Source organism: Sphingobacterium sp. Ag1 (genome assembly GCF_000988325.1).
Lineage (GTDB): Bacteria > Bacteroidota > Bacteroidia > Sphingobacteriales > Sphingobacteriaceae > Sphingobacterium.
Window position 1 is genome coordinate 44023 of sequence record NZ_LBGU01000029.1, and the last position, 15484, is coordinate 59506.

A 15484-nucleotide genomic window follows, 5' to 3' on the forward strand; every position below is an offset into this window, starting at 1 on the left:
CTTGGTTCGAATCCAGGTCGGACAACAAACAATAGAAAAGGCTTGCAAATGCAAGCCTTTTCTGCGTTATATGCAAGGCTTATTATTTATAAAGGGTTTAGATTTTTTTAAATTTACATTTTGATTTTTAAAACAAATCTCTATCTTTGCGTCGTCAAAAAGAAAAAGACGGAAACGTTGACTTTTTAGAGACATTGTCCGATAGTATAAGGGTAGTACGACAGTTTTTGGTTCTGTTTGTCTTGGTTCGAATCCAGGTCGGACAACTTTTAAAGTTAAGAGTATATGGATTGTGAAAACAATCCATTTTTTTTAATGTTTAACTTTAAAAAATAGTAAGGGAATAAAAATATTGAATAAACGACAATACAATAACCCAACATAAATATACAAAACCATGCCTTTGCAATTCAACACGGTTAAACTATTTGCAGGTTCTGGCACTACAGAACTAGCCGAAAAAATCGCACAATCTTACGGGAAACCACTAGGAGACAAAACATTATCGCGTTTTAGCGATGGTGAGATTCAACCATTCTACAATGAATCAGTTCGCGGAAGCGATGTATTCATCATCCAATCTACCAACCAGCCTACTGACAATCTTTTTGAATTATTGTTGATGACAGATGCAGCGAAGAGAGCTTCAGCACATTATATCACAGCGGTAGTCCCTTACTTTGGTTTCGCAAGACAAGATCGTAAAGACAAACCAAGAGTTGCTATCGGCGCAAAAATGATTGCCAACCTATTGACTGCAGCTGGCATTCACCGCATCATGACGATGGACCTTCACGCAGCACAAATCCAAGGTTTTTTCGATATTCCTGTTGATCATTTGGATGGTTCTATCATTTTTGTTCCCTACATCAAATCGTTAAAACTTCCGAATCTAACGATTGCTTCTCCAGATATGGGCGGTTCATACAGAGCGCGTACCTTTGCTAAATTTTTCAATGCAGAAGTTATTATCTGTGACAAACGTCGTAAACGCGCAAATGAAATCGAATCAATGTCTATTATCGGCGATGTAACAGGTCAAGACGTTGTTTTGATCGATGACATCTGTGATACAGCAGGCACACTTTCAAAAGCTGCAGCGTTAATCATGGAAAATGGCGCAAAATCTGTCAGAGCAGTTTGTACACATGCGGTGTTGTCCGGAAAGGCATATGAAACAATTGAAAACTCCGTATTGTCAGAAATGATCGTAACCGATACCATTCAATTAGATCCGGAAAAAGCAAAACAATCGACCAAAATCAAAGTATTATCAACGGCTGATTTATTTGCAAAAGCAATCACAAGTGTAAATCAACACTCTTCAATCTCTGATTTATTTGAAGTAGAATAATCTTTGCGTTTTAGATTCTAGATATTGGACCTTGGTACAGAAAGCATTCAGCTCAACGGCCAAGGTCTTTTTTATATTGCACAACCTACCTCCGCCCTTTCAAAAAAACAACAAAGATTTAAAAACACTCTTCGCGTGGCACTTATCTTTTAATCACAGTCGAAAAGCCCATTTTTATCCAATAGAGTAAGTTAGCAATTGGTTGCTATCAACTGCTATAACGATAGGAGATTTACAGGGATATAACAGGGGGTTAGCAGGGGGTTAACAGGGGTATAACAGGGGTAAATCCCTGTTAACCCCTTGTTATGCCCCTGCTAAAAGAGTCTTATTTCAGTTTTAATATAGGAAGTGGTATCAATTTGGTCATACATTAGGGTAAACAAGTCGCCATGAACAGGCTTAGTCATGAACATGGAAAATCGAAAACATGGAATAAGTGCCTGTTCCCGAACGAATAGCGGTGGTATTTTTTTGATAATATCAGAAATTAGATTATCTTTGCACCTCAAATTTATAAAAAATTAAAAGATGAAATCAATTGCTATTAGCGGTTCTGTAAGACAGAACGTAGGGAAAAGAGATGCAAAAGAATTGCGTTACCAAGGTTTAGTACCAGCAGTACTTTACGGTGGTACAGAGCAAACAGCTCTTTCTGTATCCGCAGCTGATTTGAAACCAGTTCTTTACACTGCAGACGTAATCATTGTTGAATTAAACATTGACGGTCAAACTAAAAGAGCTATCGTTCAAGACGCACAATTCCACCCATTAACTGATTTAGTTACACACGTTGACTTTTTAGAATTATTTGATGATAAAGAAGTATCATTAAATATCCCTATCAAATTAACAGGAACTTCTCCAGGTGTTAAAATGGGAGGTAAATTAGTTCAAAAATTACGTAATTTACGCGTAAAAGCATTACCAGCAAACTTGCCACAAGAAATTGCCGTACCAATGGAATCTTTAGAAGTTGGTAAATCAGTTCGTGTAGGTCAAATTCAATTGGAAAACGCAAAAGTATTGAACAATGCTGATGATACAATCGTATCAGTAATCATGTCTCGTGCATTGCGTCAAGCTGAACAAGAAGCTGCTAAAGCATCTAAAGGTGGTAAAAAATAATCTGAGCAAGATTTTAAAATACTACAGAAAGCACCGAAATTCGGTGCTTTTTTTGTTTATTAAATTTCTATTTTTGCAGCATGAATTATCTTATCGTTGGATTAGGCAACATTGGCAGTGAATATGCCGATACACGACATAATATTGGTTTTATGGTTGCCGACGAGCTGGTTAAACAGGCTGGCGCCAGTTTCTCCTTGCTCAAGTTGGCCTACTATAGCGAATTTAAGCAACGGGGGCACAATGTTACTGTGATTAAACCTACAACTTACATGAACTTAAGTGGCAAGGCCGTCAACTACTACATGCAACAATGCAAAGTTCCAATTCAGAATGTATTGGTGATTGTAGATGATCTGGCCATTCCATTTGGCTCGCTACGCATGAAACCCAAAGGAAGCAGCGCCGGTCATAACGGACTTAAATCCATAGAACAGCTTTGTGGCGGACAGGTTTATCCGCGCTTACGTTTCGGTATTGGCAATAATTACCCAAAAGGTAGACAAGTAGATTATGTACTAGGTCCTTTTGACAAAGAGGAACAAGCTGAACTACCGGCTTTAATTGACCATTCTGTAAAAATGATCCAGAGTTTTATCAATATCGGCATCGAGCTGACCATGACAAATCTGAATACAAAATAAGCTACTTGTCGTTTTAATGTCCCAGTGCCTGGATCAAAATGACAGACATCTATTCTTCAAAAATTTCATCAATAAGGCGGTCTCTCTCATTGATCGCCCTACTCCAAATTTCACCGCCAAAATATTTTAAATACCTGATTGCTTTCGCCTCTTTCCTTCTCAGCCCTAGCTTCTTTCACGCGATCATTTAATTTTGAAAATTCATCGTCAGACTCAATTTTTATTTTCGTACCACCTAGTGCTTTTAGTACCGCTTTAATCTTTTTTACTTCAGAAGATTCTATTTGAAATGATAATGTTGTCATACCCCTTTCGTTTTCACAAAAAAACAACTCCATAAACAGAAAAAGCCGAATATATCGGCTTTTTCTTGTGTAACTCTTGTACTTTTATTGTATCGACCTTGTCTATTTCTTAACCGTTTCACCTTGTTCCTTCCCCAACTCAGTCTTAATTACTTTTCTCACTTTTCCCGATAGACGGTCCTTTACATCAGAAGATATTTCAGGGTGTTCCTTTACATAAGACTTGGTGTTCACAATGATGACGCCATTATCCGCCTGATCACCATATAGTGCAGTAGCATTTTGATCTTTTAAGATCGTAATGTTATCAATTGTATTCGGATCCAAATCTTTGATTTTTTTGTCTGCGGCAATTTCTCCGTCGACAACAAATAGTGGATTGCCCTTAGCTCCATGAACTCCGCGAAATTTAATATTACGGGCAGCGACTTTTCCAGATCCATCATCTGTCAATCCGATGATATTTCCAGGGATTCCCTGCGCTCGGCCCTTGAGCTCGGGTTCGTTCGCATCTTCTTTTTTATACCCCATTACAACAACTTCCGAGAGGTTTCCATTCACCTTCATCTTGTCAACGTTACCTGCATCTTCTTTTTTATCATAAGTAAAAGTAAGGGTCTGATTTGTGATCTTTGGTGAACCGTTTTTCTTTAACTTAACAAGAATAACTCCGTTCTTCCCTTTTTCGCCATATATTGATGCAGCATTATTTTTAATCACATCAATCGATTGGATTTCCGTCCCCGGAATGGCAGACATAATGGTTGAATTAACTTCCTTTCCTTCCACAATATAAAGCGGTTCACTTCTAGGGTCTGCATTGGCACGAACCTCTATCCCAATAGTATTTCCTTTCAATCTAGTCGCGTCTTTACCAATATGAGCTCCTTCTTTCAATTTCACTTCAAGGATGCCATCTTTTCCAACATCCTCACCATACTTATCAATAGCAGCCTTACCTTGTAATACCGAGACTGACGCTATAGCATTTGGATCGATATCATCTACAGTAAAAGTTTTTTCCTGCACAATACCATTCATAACACAGCGTAATTTCTTTTGCGCTATATCCGAATGTTGTTGCATCTCGACAGTATTGGCCAAAATTGCTCCGCCAGCAATATCGATTGAAGACTTCGTCCGATACTTGATCAGATCACTATCATTCGAAAACCAGTACTTTGCCAATTTTCCTTCAGGAATAGCCAAAAACTCCGCTTTAGAGACCAATTTATTATCCACAAAATACTTTTGATCTTTAGAGAAATCAATAGCGGATCTCTTGATTTCCTTAAAATCTTTTGTCTCCACTTGATTTGCTTTAGCCAAAGTATCCGTTAACGAAGCAGCCTTCATATTTGATTGATCTGTCTGAGATCTTAAATCAACTGTTGGCAACGGAATAGGCAGTACAGTTTCATTTGCCTTCTCAACTACCCCCTCAATACTACCCTCCGCTTTACTTACTGTAAATGCTGCTCCCGTCAACAAAAATATGGGTAAAAGAAAGGCGTATTTACTAAGCTCTATTTTCGATGATCGCTTCTTGTTCATCATCATAATACGACGTTTTAAAAGTTTAAAATTAAATTGATTGCTCAATCCTACTGAAGTGCCCTTTTTGGACACATTCAATAGGCTGTATTGGTACGTCTGCTTGTCAATTCCTTTATCGAGAACCTGTTGATCAGTCAAGAACTCCAAATTTTGGCGAATGGCCCTGCGCATGAGCCAGACGAAAGGATTGTACCAACAACACACCAATATCATTTCAAACAATAAAATATCCAAGCTGTGAAGGCCTTTCACATGAATATCCTCATGCTTAAAAATATCTTTTAGCTCAGCATCCAGATGCTGGTCTTTGTTAACATAGATTTTATTCAAAAACGAAAATGGAACAATAGGAATCAGGACATTCCGGAATAGGTACGTCCGCCATTGATCGGACGTCGAATTCAGATGGATCCGTAATAAACTCACTAATTGGAATACAAATTTTAAGAACAATAAAACGGCACCGGCCACAAAAACGATTTCCACCAACCTTCCTAACGTCAGCTGACGTTGAACCTCCGGTTCCATCATATAAAGCGAAATCTGCTCGCCTACCACCCCTATATTCAATCCACGCTGTACAAACAAAGACTTTAAATCCAAAAATGGATACAGAAAAGCAAATAGTCCTCCCACTAAAAAGTAGGCTCTATTTAAAAAATAGAATGTCAAGCCTTTCAATAGTCCAATATATCCCAGATAGATAATACCCAACAACAGATTGACTTGTATAATATAGGTTAGTAGACTTTCCATGCTATTAAGATTTATTATGCTTAATCATGTCCATAATCTCCTTTAACTCATCGGCGGTCAGTTTTTCTTCCTGTACAAAAAAGGAAACCATTTCCTTATAGGAATTTTTGAAATAATCGCCCACAAAGGAATTCATAAACTTAGCCTTATAATCTTCCTCACTCACCATCGGCTCATAGCGTTTGGCATTGGCATAGCGTACTGCCTTCACAAAAGCCTTGCGCTCCAGATTCTTTACTGTCGAAGCCAAAGTCGTATAAGGCATCTTCTCACCTTTTACATTATCCAAGATCTCTTTTATAAAACCTCCATTGAGGCTCCAAATCGATTGCATTGCCTGCTCTTCCTGTGCTGTTAATTTTTCCATGTCTTTATCTTCCTTTTTCTAATCTACTACTAATCTACGAATAATTCGTAAATACCAAAAATATTTTTTATCCCCTTTGTGATCTTCACGCAAATAGGGACTTTGTAACCCCTTAAAAAAAAGAAATAGCTCATTTCCTGCGCATTTAAACTCAAATCCGACGAATATAAGTTAGCTGGCAAAAAATTTGTTATACGTTTATTTTAATTCTAAATTCATTCATAAATCGCTTCATCAATGGAAAGAACAGGATATTCACTGTGTAAAATTGATAGCAATCAGTCGCACCGTTCACTCCAAAAGGAGATGGTTTAACACAAATACAAGAAAGATAAATGGCTAAAAATATCAAAGCGATCAAATGTCCGCATTGTGGCAGTATAAAAATTACCACATTACGCCCCGATTATTACAAATGCGACAGCTGTGGAACTGAATTTTTTCTGGATAGTGATGACATCAATATCAACCACAACTATAACTACCCACGCAACAACCAAGATCAATATAAAGCCATACGGATTGTATTATTTGCTGTTGTGGGCTTTATTGCGCTGATGTTTGTCATTGGAGCCCTAAGTGCTCTATTTTCCAAAAAGCCAGCGCCTAATTATTCAACTTACAGCACTTCCAATACAGCAGAGAAAAAAGAAGAAGCCCAACCGCTGGAATGGAATTACGCAAGCAACACGCTATTTTTGGATAAAGATAATACGCCACATATCGTCGTCGTCGGTAATGTCGGAACCTTCAGGGGTCGAATGGACGAAGGCAAGGACAATAAGGTGTATATTGGACTCTTCGATCCAAAAACAGGTAAGAAAGAATGGGTTAAGACTTTGATGGAAACTCCCGTCGAACTGTCGAGCAGCGACGTAAAACTTCAGGTATTTGAAGATCAGCATCTTTATATCATCGTCAAATCCAAATACATTTATCAGCTAGACAGAAATACGCTCACTTATAAAAGTGTCCTAGAGAACTATGTAAAAGATGCTCCATCTTTAAGCACGGGCATCGCTAAAGTTGAATTTAAATACGAAGACTATGGCTCTGCCTATCAAATTGTCAACAATGAAGGACAAAACCTAGCTTATTACCCCTTAATTAACAAATCTATTCCCGATAAACAGCTGTACGATGAAAGAAGGAAAAAGCTGCCCAACCCAACAACAAAAACGGATTTTACCTTTTCAAGCAAATCCAGTTATTATCCAGAAGAAAAAATCCAGTTGATCCAGTACAGTTACCAATATCAATATGGGTTTCCAAAAGATAGCCCACGCTTTTCCTGGGATAAGGATTACGGCGGATCAGGTATTTTTACCGACCGCGATCCATACAAAAAGGTCTTGATAAATCCATGGCAATTTAAAGGAGCCCGTCTGATCAGTTTCAAAGACTTTACACCGGGCAGACTTTACTTCCAGCCCGTAGTGGTTGCTCAAAATGACAAAACACTTCTCATTGCGTATAAACCAACACCTGCTGAGGACGATCCCATACAGATCCAGTTGCTGGATATAACAACGGGGGCCATACAAAAAACGATCAGCACAGACCTGAAGTCCATTTATGGAAATGGATGCCTGTTAAAGGATGGTTTTATTGTAAAAGACGCGAGCAACTATTATTATTTTGATAATAATGGCAAACAAATCAACAAGTTTGAAGGGTATAACCCCAAATTCGACACACTAAATTAAACACTATGGGACTATTTAATCTTTTTAACAACCAGCTTTCTGAGGTCATTGAGTGGAAAAACCAGGATCCCCGCTTATTATGGTATAAATTTCCATCTGAAAGGAATGAGATCAAAAATTCCAGTAAACTGATCCTTGCTCCAGGGCAGGGCTGCATCCTCGTCTACGAAGGAAAAGGTGAAAACTTGCTGACCGAGGCAGGTACATACAATCTGAAAACGGACAACCATCCATTCTTTACTACTTTAGCACGTTTGCGGCAAAACTTTGAATCAGAACATAAGCTCTACATTTACTTTTTCCGTACAGCCGCTATTGTCAATCAATCTTGGGGAACGGGAACACCTATTAAATATATCGACCCCCATTACAATTTACCGATAGAAATTGGCTTGAATGGTACGTTCTCTTACCTCATCAAGGAACCGGTACATTTCTATAAAAACATTGTGGCTAATCAAAATACGGTTAGCACAGCTGATATTCAAGACATCATCAATAATCGGATCCCCCAACAAATTATTGCGCAGATTGCACAAAAGAAACTGGGTTACAATGAGATTGACAGTCAACTGGGATTACTTTCCAACGACATCAAGACCGCGGTTACACAAGACTTTAATGATCTTGGCCTCGACATTACGGATTTCAAAATCCTAGGAACTCAATTTGATGCCAATACACAACGAAGAATTGGAGAAATCGCCGATTTAAGCACACAAAATCAAGCAGCACTACAGGCAGGTCTGAGCTATGTTGAATTAGAAAAATTACGGGCACTACGCGACGCAGCTAAAAATGAAGGCGGAATTGCAGGTGTAGGTGCACAACTGGGAGTCGGTATGGAACTCGGAAAGCAATTCGACCTTCAAAAAGAGGAGATCAAAGATCATATTCAGCAAGAGGGTGACTTTGTCGAGAAACTCCAAAAGCTGCAGCTGCTGCTTCGTGAGAATATCATTACCCAAGAAGAATTCGACACATTAAAAAAACAGATTCTCAATAAAATCTAGTGTATTACGGGAGATTCAACCTTAAAAGTGATAGCTATCCCATGAGACCTTTTAAAATGTAAATCGGTACGATTCAGCTCAATATACTGAGGTCAATCCATTCACAACCCATAAATTAATTCAGCTATGAAATATATATTCGGCATATTATTCACACTGGTGATCCTTTTCGTTGCCACCTATTTCCTTTTGGGACTTTGGGGCATTAAGCTATTGGAGGCGGAAAACTTCAGCAAAATATTGTGGACTACAGGAATTTTGACACTAACGTCCATTATTCTGGTTTGTTTTGTCATACTACCTTTTTTCGGATCGGGCAAACACGGCAACTACGAAGACAAAGGAAAGGTTGCGCAACGAAAAATAGATTGATATTTTTGCAGAATAAGATAATGTTAAATTTGAATAAATTATTTGCTTATTTAAGTAAATAATTCGTGAATATTATCCAAAATGACGCAGTCATGTCATTTTAATTCCAAAAGAACTTTCAATTTTAAATATCAAATAGTTAAATTTGTGAGATTAGCATAACAAATCAGATATAAGATAATATATAAACATGTCAGATAAAGCATCTATAAATTTAGACGGCACTTCGTATGACCTTCCGGTCATTGTCGGTACTGAAAATGAAAAAGCAGTTGATATTTCCAAATTAAGAGATCTAAGCGGATTTATTACGTTAGACCCAGGATACAAAAATACAGGTGCAACGAAAAGTGCGATTACTTTCCTTGACGGTGAAAAAGGCATATTGAGATATAGAGGATATCCAATTGAACAATTGGCGGAGAAATCGACTTTCTTGGAAGTTGCTTATTTGTTGATTTATGGAGAACTTCCTAAAAAAGAGGTATTGGAGAAATTCAGAGCTGACATCAAAAAGCAAATGATGATTCACGAAGACATGAAAAACTTCTTCGCTGGATTCCCATCCAAATCTCACCCAATGGGCCAGCTTTCGTGTTTAGTAGGCGCATTATCGGCATTTTACCCAGAATCTTTAAATCCAAACTTAACTGACGAAGAAGAGGATCAAACGATCATCAATCTTTTGGCAAAAATGCCTACGATCGTTTCCTGGATTCAAAAGAAATCGTTGGGTCATCCTGTCGTTTATCCAAAAAACAACCTTGGTTACATTGACAACTTCTTAAACATGCTGTTTGGAGAAGTGAATGATGAAAAAACATTCGATCCTGTGGTGATTGATGCCATGCACAAATTGTTGATTTTACATGCTGATCATGAGCAAAACTGTTCGACATCTACTGTTCGCATCGTCGGTTCATCCAATGCAAACCTTTATGCATCTGTTGCATCGGGTATCAATGCATTATGGGGACCATTACATGGTGGTGCAAACCAAGCTGTAATCGAGATGTTAGAAGCCATTAAAAATGATGGTGGTGATGCTGAAAAATATCTTGCTAAAGCAAAAGACAAAAACGACCCTTTCCGTCTGATGGGATTCGGTCACCGCGTTTACAAAAACTTCGACCCTCGCGCTAAGATCATCAAAAAAGCATGTGATGACATCTTGGAAAAATTAGGCGTTCAAGATCCGGTATTGGATATCGCTAAAAGACTCGAAGAAGCAGCATTGAATGACCAATACTTCATCGACAGAAAACTTTATCCGAATGTTGACTTTTATTCAGGTATCATCTACCGTGCATTAGGTTTCAAAGCAGATATGTTTACCGTATTATTTGCTTTAGGCCGTCTACCAGGATGGATTGCACAATGGAAAGAAATGCGTGAAAACAAAGAGCCTATCGGTCGTCCTAGACAAGTATACGTTGGCCACACAGAACGCGACTACGTTGAATTTTCAAATCGTTAATCCGATTTCGATTTATATCCTTAAAAAGCATCCCTCGGGGATGCTTTTATATTTTTATCCGAACTAACATGGAGGACTTTACAGCTGTCCGAAACCATCCGCCCGAACACTATAGGATGCCTCGTCGTTACGTTATTGTCACGATAATCTACTTGTTAAGTATATTTTAATTTTTCCTTATCTAAATTCCCTGTTTTTCGTTAAGTTTGCGTATTCATTGGTCTCTTATTAAAAATCATTATAAATAAGACTTGTTAGAAACAATACTACATATCTTGGTTCCCATTGCTATTTTCACTTTTATAGCAGCCTTTACCTTATTTGCAGTATATGCCGAGCGTAAGATCGCGGGATTTGTACAAGATCGTCTAGGACCGATGGAAACAGGAAAGTATGGCAGTCTCCAAACGATTGCCGACATTCTCAAATTATTACAAAAAGAATTAATCACCCCCTCATCGGCCGATAAAATACTCTTTAGAGTTGCTCCTATCGTTATTTTCGTTGCTGTATTTACAGGTTTTGCCGTTATTCCCTGGGCCAAAGATTTTATCCCGGCGGATACACATACAGGCTTGTTCTTTATTATGGCCATCATCTCCATTGATGCTTTGGGCATTTTAATGGCAGGTTGGGGATCTAACAACAAATATTCTTTATTGGGTTCCATGCGTGCCATTGCACAGATGGTGTCCTATGAAATACCGGTAGGCCTTTCGCTGATTGCTGTAGTGATGCTAACCCAAACCCTAAATTTGAATGAAATCGCCATTGGACAAGGAATTCTAACTCATGGAAGCATTAAATTCTTTGGTTTTTGGGAAGTCAATGAGATCGGAGGCCTTTTCGCCTGGAACATCTTTCAGGCCCCACATTTGATTATTACCTACATCATATTCTTTATTGCTACCCTTGCCGAGTGTAATCGTGCACCCTTTGATATCCCGGAAGCCGAATCTGAGTTAGTTGGCGGTTTCCATACAGAATATGGGGGCATACAATTTGCCTTTATCTTTTTGGCAGAGTATGCCATGATGTTTTTGGTATCGATGTTGGGAGTTGTTCTCTTCTTAGGCGCTTGGAATACACCATTACCAAACATAGGTGCAATACGTTTGGCCGATTGGACCACGGGTTTAGTGTGGGGAATATTTTGGACATTAGCCAAATCATTATTTATTGTTGGTATCCAAATGTGGATTCGATGGACATTACCACGGTTACGTGCAGACCAGCTGATGAGTTTATGTTGGAAAGTATTGACACCGCTGGCTTTTCTTTGTATGGCCATCTCTGCAATTTGGCGAATTTTAGTTATAGCATAGGATATGATATTTAAAACAGCTTCGCATGCATTTCGTACGGCAATCAAGGGTTTATCTTTGACTGTTAAGCACTTGTTTGGTGCCCGACGTTCGCGAACAGAATTGAATATCAAGAAAGACAATTACTTTGATCAACAAGAAGGTATTGTCACCGTACAATACCCGCGTGAAAAAATGCCAATCCCCGAAGTTGCCCGCTATCAATTGCAAGTCGATATCGAGGACTGTATTGTATGTGATCTATGCGCAAAGGCTTGTCCTGTCGACTGCATCGAAATCGAAGCCATCAAATCACCGGAAGCGATTGGAAAAACTTCCGATGGAAGTGTAAAAAGACTATATCCGGCCAAATTCAATATTGATATGGCCAAATGTATGTACTGTGGACTTTGTACTGTGGTATGTCCGACGGAATGTATTACCATGACCAATGAATATGACCGCAGTTCTCAAAAACTGACCGATCTTATCTATGGTTTTTCAGATATGACCGATAGTGAGGTCGCACAGCGCAAAGCAGAGTGGACCAAGTTTCAAGCTGAAAAGGAGGCAGCAAAGCAAAAATAAAAGATGGAAACTATTTTATTCTACGCCTTTGCTACCCTAGCAATCGGTTCAGCACTTTTACTGGTCAATCTTAAAAATATTGCGCGTGCATTGTTCCTGTTTTTTATTGTGTTATTTGCTATGGCAGGACTCTACTTATTTGCTTTAGCCGATTTTGTAGCTATCACACAAATTATGGTGTATGTTGGAGGCGTGCTCATATTGATGTTATTTGCCTTTATGCTCTCCAACAAAGAACTCCTGAAAGACCTTCAGGATAGCAGCGGTACATTCTTAACCATGCCTAAGTGGCAGACGATTCCCATCGTGCTTGGCTTCCTATTGCTTATGCTATACGGCATTGTTGAATGGCAACAGGCTCCTCCAACATGGTGGATCTTAAAAGCCCAGGAAAATAGGACCATGATTATCGCATCAGATAATAACATTCATCAGATTGGGTTACGTTTTATGACCTTTTACGTTTTACCATTTGAAATTATATCCGTGTTTTTGATGATGGCCTTAATCGGAGCCTCACATCTATCGAGAAAGGAGCGTACAATATGATTACGCTGACGCATTTTTTAGTTGTCAGTGCCTGCATCTTTTGCATTGGCCTCTATACCGTTCTTTCCAAGAAAAATGCAATTATGATTTTGGTCGGTATTGAGTTGATGATCAACGCCGCCATTCTGAACTTTGTTGCTTTTGGAAAATACGACAAGGTCAGTTATGGTGGGCAAATTTTTGCCCTGTTTGCCATCGTTCTCGCAGCGGCTGCAGTTGCCGTTGGATTGGCTATTGTATTAAATGTCTACAGACATTACAAAACCATTAATCCGGATGAGATCAACCAATTAAAAGACAAGTAAGCATTGGATCAATTTGTTCACATATCGCCCCTTCTGACCGCACTGCTTACCTTGGCAGCGCCATTTGTGGCATTCCTATATCAAGCAATAGCAGGTAAACGCGACCAGTCGGGTCTAGTTTCCCTCGCAGCTATCATCCTCAGCTTTATCGCTGGTGGATTGACCTGGTTCTCTATATGGAATAATCCGGCAGTATCAATTCAAGTAAGCTGGTTCACCGTTGGTGAAACAGCATTTAAAGTTGGTATCCTGCTGAACAATTTGAGCACGTTGATGCTTTTTTTGGTACCGACCATTGCCCTACCCGTACATATATACTCCAGAGCCTATATGCATGGCGATTCAGGTATTCACCGTTATTGGATGTATCTCAGCTTATTCTGTTTTGCGATGTTGGGATTGGTTATTATGGATAGCCTCTTATTGATGTATGTTTTTTGGGAATTGGTCGGTTTTGCATCGTATCTCCTCATCGGCTTCTGGTTCACACGTGAAACAGCTGTACAAGCCAATAAAAAAGCATTTTTGGTCAATCGTATCGGCGACCTCGGGTTTTTAATTGGGCTTGCGATCCTATTTACACAGTTCAAAACCCTCAATTTAATCGATCTCTTTGGGGACAATGGCTTAATTTATCAATCCACAATCGCCCAAGGATTATGGATATCTCCAGTCAATAGCTTACCTCAGATTTGGCTTACGATTGCAGGCTTAGCCTTCTTCTTGGCAGCTATGGCTAAATCTGCACAATTTCCATTACATGTATGGCTTCCTGACGCCATGGAAGGTCCTACATCGGTATCCTCGTTGATTCACGCTGCGACCATGGTTGCTGCCGGTGTATTCCTGCTGGCAACTGTATTTCCATTATTTAATGAATCTGCCTTATTATTTATTGCCATCATTGGTACAATAACCGCTGCTTCGGCCGCATACTTCGCGCTTGGCCAATACGACATCAAACGTATTCTTGCTTTTTCGACCATATCGCAGCTTGGTTTTATGATGGTTGGCATTGGCATTGGAACATGGGATGCTGCTTTATTTCATCTGACTACGCATGCCTTCTTTAAGTGTCTATTATTTCTTTCGGCAGGAGCTGTCATTCATGAAATGGCCCATCTCAAAGCACATAGCCAATTGGACTTTGATCCGCAGGATTTACGGAATATGGGAGGACTACGTCACTATATGCCAAAAACCTTCGTGCTGATGTGTATAGCTTCGCTAGCACTTGCAGGCTTCCCATTGACTTCAGGTTATTTATCCAAAGATAGTATTGTTATCTCTTCGTTTGAATGGGCTCTTTCAAAAGGTAACTTATACCTTATCATTCCTGCGATTTTAATTCTAGTAAGTATTCTAACGGCTTTCTACATCGGGCGTTTGCTCTTTAAAGCCTTTTTTGGAGAGTTCAGACTGTTGAAACAGCTTCAGGGCAAACTACAGGATCATCCACTACATGAAGCCCCAAAGACCATGTTGATCCCCATGTTTATGTTGGGTCTCTTCTGTCTATTTCCGGTATTCTCATTCAATCCGTTTTCTTATCATGATTCCTGGTTGATGGACGGCCTTTTATTGGATGAATATGCTTTTGCACCAAGCCATAGTGCACACCTTATTATCCCGGCAATACTGCTCCTTGGTTCGGTTATTGGCTGGATCATCGGCTGGAAATGGTATGTACAAAATAAATACCCGTTAAACCCCGCTAGCAAGGCATTAAAAGCCGCTTTCAACCAGGGTTATATCAATGAATTTTACCAAGCAGTCTTTGTAAATGGCACATTAAAATTAGCGCAGTTCTGTTATTGGTTTGACCGTCATATCGTTGACGCTTTCGTTTCTTTGATTCAGTTTATCGTCTTATCCCTCTCTCAGCTAAGTGTGTGGATAGACAAATATATTGTAGATGGTTTTGTTAATACGGTTGCTACTGTAGCCTATTGGACAGGCAATCAAGTTCGCCTGGTCCAAAACGGAAAGATACAGACAGCATTGTATTCCGTCTTTTTATTAGTTTTACTTGGTTTAATTTATCTTATATTCTTTTAGG

15 protein-coding genes are annotated in these 15484 nt (G+C 39.1%); 12 read left to right on the top strand and 3 right to left on the bottom strand.

Features of this window, described 5'->3' with window-relative positions; all coding sequences use genetic code 11:
• The first annotated feature begins 397 nt into the window (after window positions 1-397).
• From AAW12_RS06275 to pth, 3 genes are all read left to right on the top strand, one after another.
• Window positions 398-1354, top strand: a complete 957-nt coding sequence (locus AAW12_RS06275) for a ribose-phosphate pyrophosphokinase (RefSeq protein WP_046672755.1) — start codon at window positions 398-400, stop codon at window positions 1352-1354.
• A gap of 531 nt (window positions 1355-1885) precedes the next feature.
• Window positions 1886-2482, top strand: coding sequence for a 50S ribosomal protein L25/general stress protein Ctc (locus AAW12_RS06280; protein WP_046672756.1), 597 nt, complete (start codon window positions 1886-1888; stop codon window positions 2480-2482).
• Between the two features lie 80 nt (window positions 2483-2562).
• Window positions 2563-3126, top strand: coding sequence for an aminoacyl-tRNA hydrolase (pth, locus tag AAW12_RS06285; protein ID WP_046672757.1), 564 nt, complete (start codon window positions 2563-2565; stop codon window positions 3124-3126).
• Window positions 3127-3236: 110 nt separating this feature from the next.
• Here pth and AAW12_RS06290 read toward each other — a convergent pair whose 3' ends face one another.
• The 3 genes from AAW12_RS06290 to AAW12_RS06300 all read right to left on the bottom strand — a co-directional run bounded on the left by AAW12_RS06290 (window position 3237) and on the right by AAW12_RS06300 (window position 6111).
• Window positions 3237-3431, bottom strand: a complete 195-nt coding sequence (locus AAW12_RS06290) for a hypothetical protein (RefSeq protein WP_156167566.1) — start codon at window positions 3429-3431, stop codon at window positions 3237-3239.
• Window positions 3432-3533: 102 nt separating this feature from the next.
• Window positions 3534-5744: a TonB-dependent receptor plug domain-containing protein gene (locus AAW12_RS25355; RefSeq protein WP_053003543.1), complete on the bottom strand. Its 2211-nt coding sequence runs from the start codon at window positions 5742-5744 to the stop codon at window positions 3534-3536.
• Window positions 5745-5748: 4 nt separating this feature from the next.
• The gene (locus tag AAW12_RS06300) at window positions 5749-6111 is read right to left on the bottom strand and encodes a BlaI/MecI/CopY family transcriptional regulator (RefSeq protein ID WP_046672759.1); all 363 of its coding nucleotides are present in this window, start codon (window positions 6109-6111) and stop codon (window positions 5749-5751) included.
• A gap of 335 nt (window positions 6112-6446) precedes the next feature.
• Between AAW12_RS06300 and AAW12_RS06305 the strand changes: the two genes are divergently transcribed.
• The 9 genes from AAW12_RS06305 (at window position 6447) to AAW12_RS06345 (ending at window position 15483) form a co-directional block, all read left to right on the top strand.
• Window positions 6447-7817: a hypothetical protein gene (locus AAW12_RS06305; protein WP_046672760.1), complete on the top strand. Its 1371-nt coding sequence runs from the start codon at window positions 6447-6449 to the stop codon at window positions 7815-7817.
• Between the two features lie 5 nt (window positions 7818-7822).
• Window positions 7823-8830, top strand: a complete 1008-nt coding sequence (locus tag AAW12_RS06310) for an SPFH domain-containing protein (protein WP_046672761.1) — start codon at window positions 7823-7825, stop codon at window positions 8828-8830.
• A gap of 126 nt (window positions 8831-8956) precedes the next feature.
• Window positions 8957-9202 carry a hypothetical protein gene (locus tag AAW12_RS06315; RefSeq protein ID WP_046672762.1) on the top strand — a complete coding sequence of 82 codons (246 nt, stop codon included), beginning with the start codon at window positions 8957-8959 and terminating at the stop codon, window positions 9200-9202.
• Window positions 9203-9392: 190 nt separating this feature from the next.
• Entirely contained in the window at window positions 9393-10679 is a 1287-nt protein-coding gene (locus AAW12_RS06320; protein WP_046672763.1) for a citrate synthase, read from the top strand.
• Window positions 10680-10930: 251 nt separating this feature from the next.
• Window positions 10931-12004: an NADH-quinone oxidoreductase subunit NuoH gene (gene nuoH, locus AAW12_RS06325; protein WP_046672764.1), complete on the top strand. Its 1074-nt coding sequence runs from the start codon at window positions 10931-10933 to the stop codon at window positions 12002-12004.
• Between the two features lie 3 nt (window positions 12005-12007).
• Window positions 12008-12571 carry a NuoI/complex I 23 kDa subunit family protein gene (locus AAW12_RS06330; RefSeq protein ID WP_046672765.1) on the top strand — a complete coding sequence of 188 codons (564 nt, stop codon included), beginning with the start codon at window positions 12008-12010 and terminating at the stop codon, window positions 12569-12571.
• Window positions 12572-12574: 3 nt separating this feature from the next.
• Window positions 12575-13120, top strand: a complete 546-nt coding sequence (locus tag AAW12_RS06335; RefSeq protein WP_046672766.1) for an NADH-quinone oxidoreductase subunit J — start codon at window positions 12575-12577, stop codon at window positions 13118-13120.
• Window positions 13117-13425 (top strand): NADH-quinone oxidoreductase subunit NuoK, encoded by a 309-nt coding sequence (gene nuoK / locus AAW12_RS06340; protein WP_046672767.1) that lies wholly within the window; start codon window positions 13117-13119, stop codon window positions 13423-13425. The genes AAW12_RS06335 and nuoK overlap by 4 nt, the downstream gene beginning before the upstream one ends.
• A 3-nt stretch (window positions 13426-13428) precedes the next feature.
• Window positions 13429-15483, top strand: a complete 2055-nt coding sequence (locus tag AAW12_RS06345; RefSeq protein WP_046672768.1) for an NADH-quinone oxidoreductase subunit L — start codon at window positions 13429-13431, stop codon at window positions 15481-15483.
• Window position 15484: the final 1 nt, after the last annotated feature.

Excerpts from the sequence above, each read along its gene's own strand:
- AAW12_RS06305 (WP_046672760.1), top strand. The coding sequence starts at position 6,447 with ATGGCTAAAAATATCAAAGCGATCAAATGTCCGCATTGTGGCAGTATA.
- AAW12_RS06280 (WP_046672756.1), top strand. The coding sequence starts at position 1,886 with ATGAAATCAATTGCTATTAGCGGTTCTGTAAGACAGAACGTAGGGAAA.
- AAW12_RS06290 (WP_156167566.1), bottom strand. The coding sequence starts at position 3,431 with ATGACAACATTATCATTTCAAATAGAATCTTCTGAAGTAAAAAAGATT.
- AAW12_RS06300 (WP_046672759.1), bottom strand. The coding sequence starts at position 6,111 with ATGGAAAAATTAACAGCACAGGAAGAGCAGGCAATGCAATCGATTTGG.
- AAW12_RS06315 (WP_046672762.1), top strand. The coding sequence starts at position 8,957 with ATGAAATATATATTCGGCATATTATTCACACTGGTGATCCTTTTCGTT.
- AAW12_RS06275 (WP_046672755.1), top strand. The coding sequence starts at position 398 with ATGCCTTTGCAATTCAACACGGTTAAACTATTTGCAGGTTCTGGCACT.
- AAW12_RS06320 (WP_046672763.1), top strand. The coding sequence starts at position 9,393 with ATGTCAGATAAAGCATCTATAAATTTAGACGGCACTTCGTATGACCTT.
- pth (WP_046672757.1), top strand. The coding sequence starts at position 2,563 with ATGAATTATCTTATCGTTGGATTAGGCAACATTGGCAGTGAATATGCC.
- nuoK (WP_046672767.1), top strand. The coding sequence starts at position 13,117 with ATGATTACGCTGACGCATTTTTTAGTTGTCAGTGCCTGCATCTTTTGC.
- AAW12_RS25355 (WP_053003543.1), bottom strand. The coding sequence starts at position 5,744 with ATGGAAAGTCTACTAACCTATATTATACAAGTCAATCTGTTGTTGGGT.
- AAW12_RS06330 (WP_046672765.1), top strand. The coding sequence starts at position 12,008 with ATGATATTTAAAACAGCTTCGCATGCATTTCGTACGGCAATCAAGGGT.
- AAW12_RS06310 (WP_046672761.1), top strand. The coding sequence starts at position 7,823 with ATGGGACTATTTAATCTTTTTAACAACCAGCTTTCTGAGGTCATTGAG.
- AAW12_RS06335 (WP_046672766.1), top strand. The coding sequence starts at position 12,575 with ATGGAAACTATTTTATTCTACGCCTTTGCTACCCTAGCAATCGGTTCA.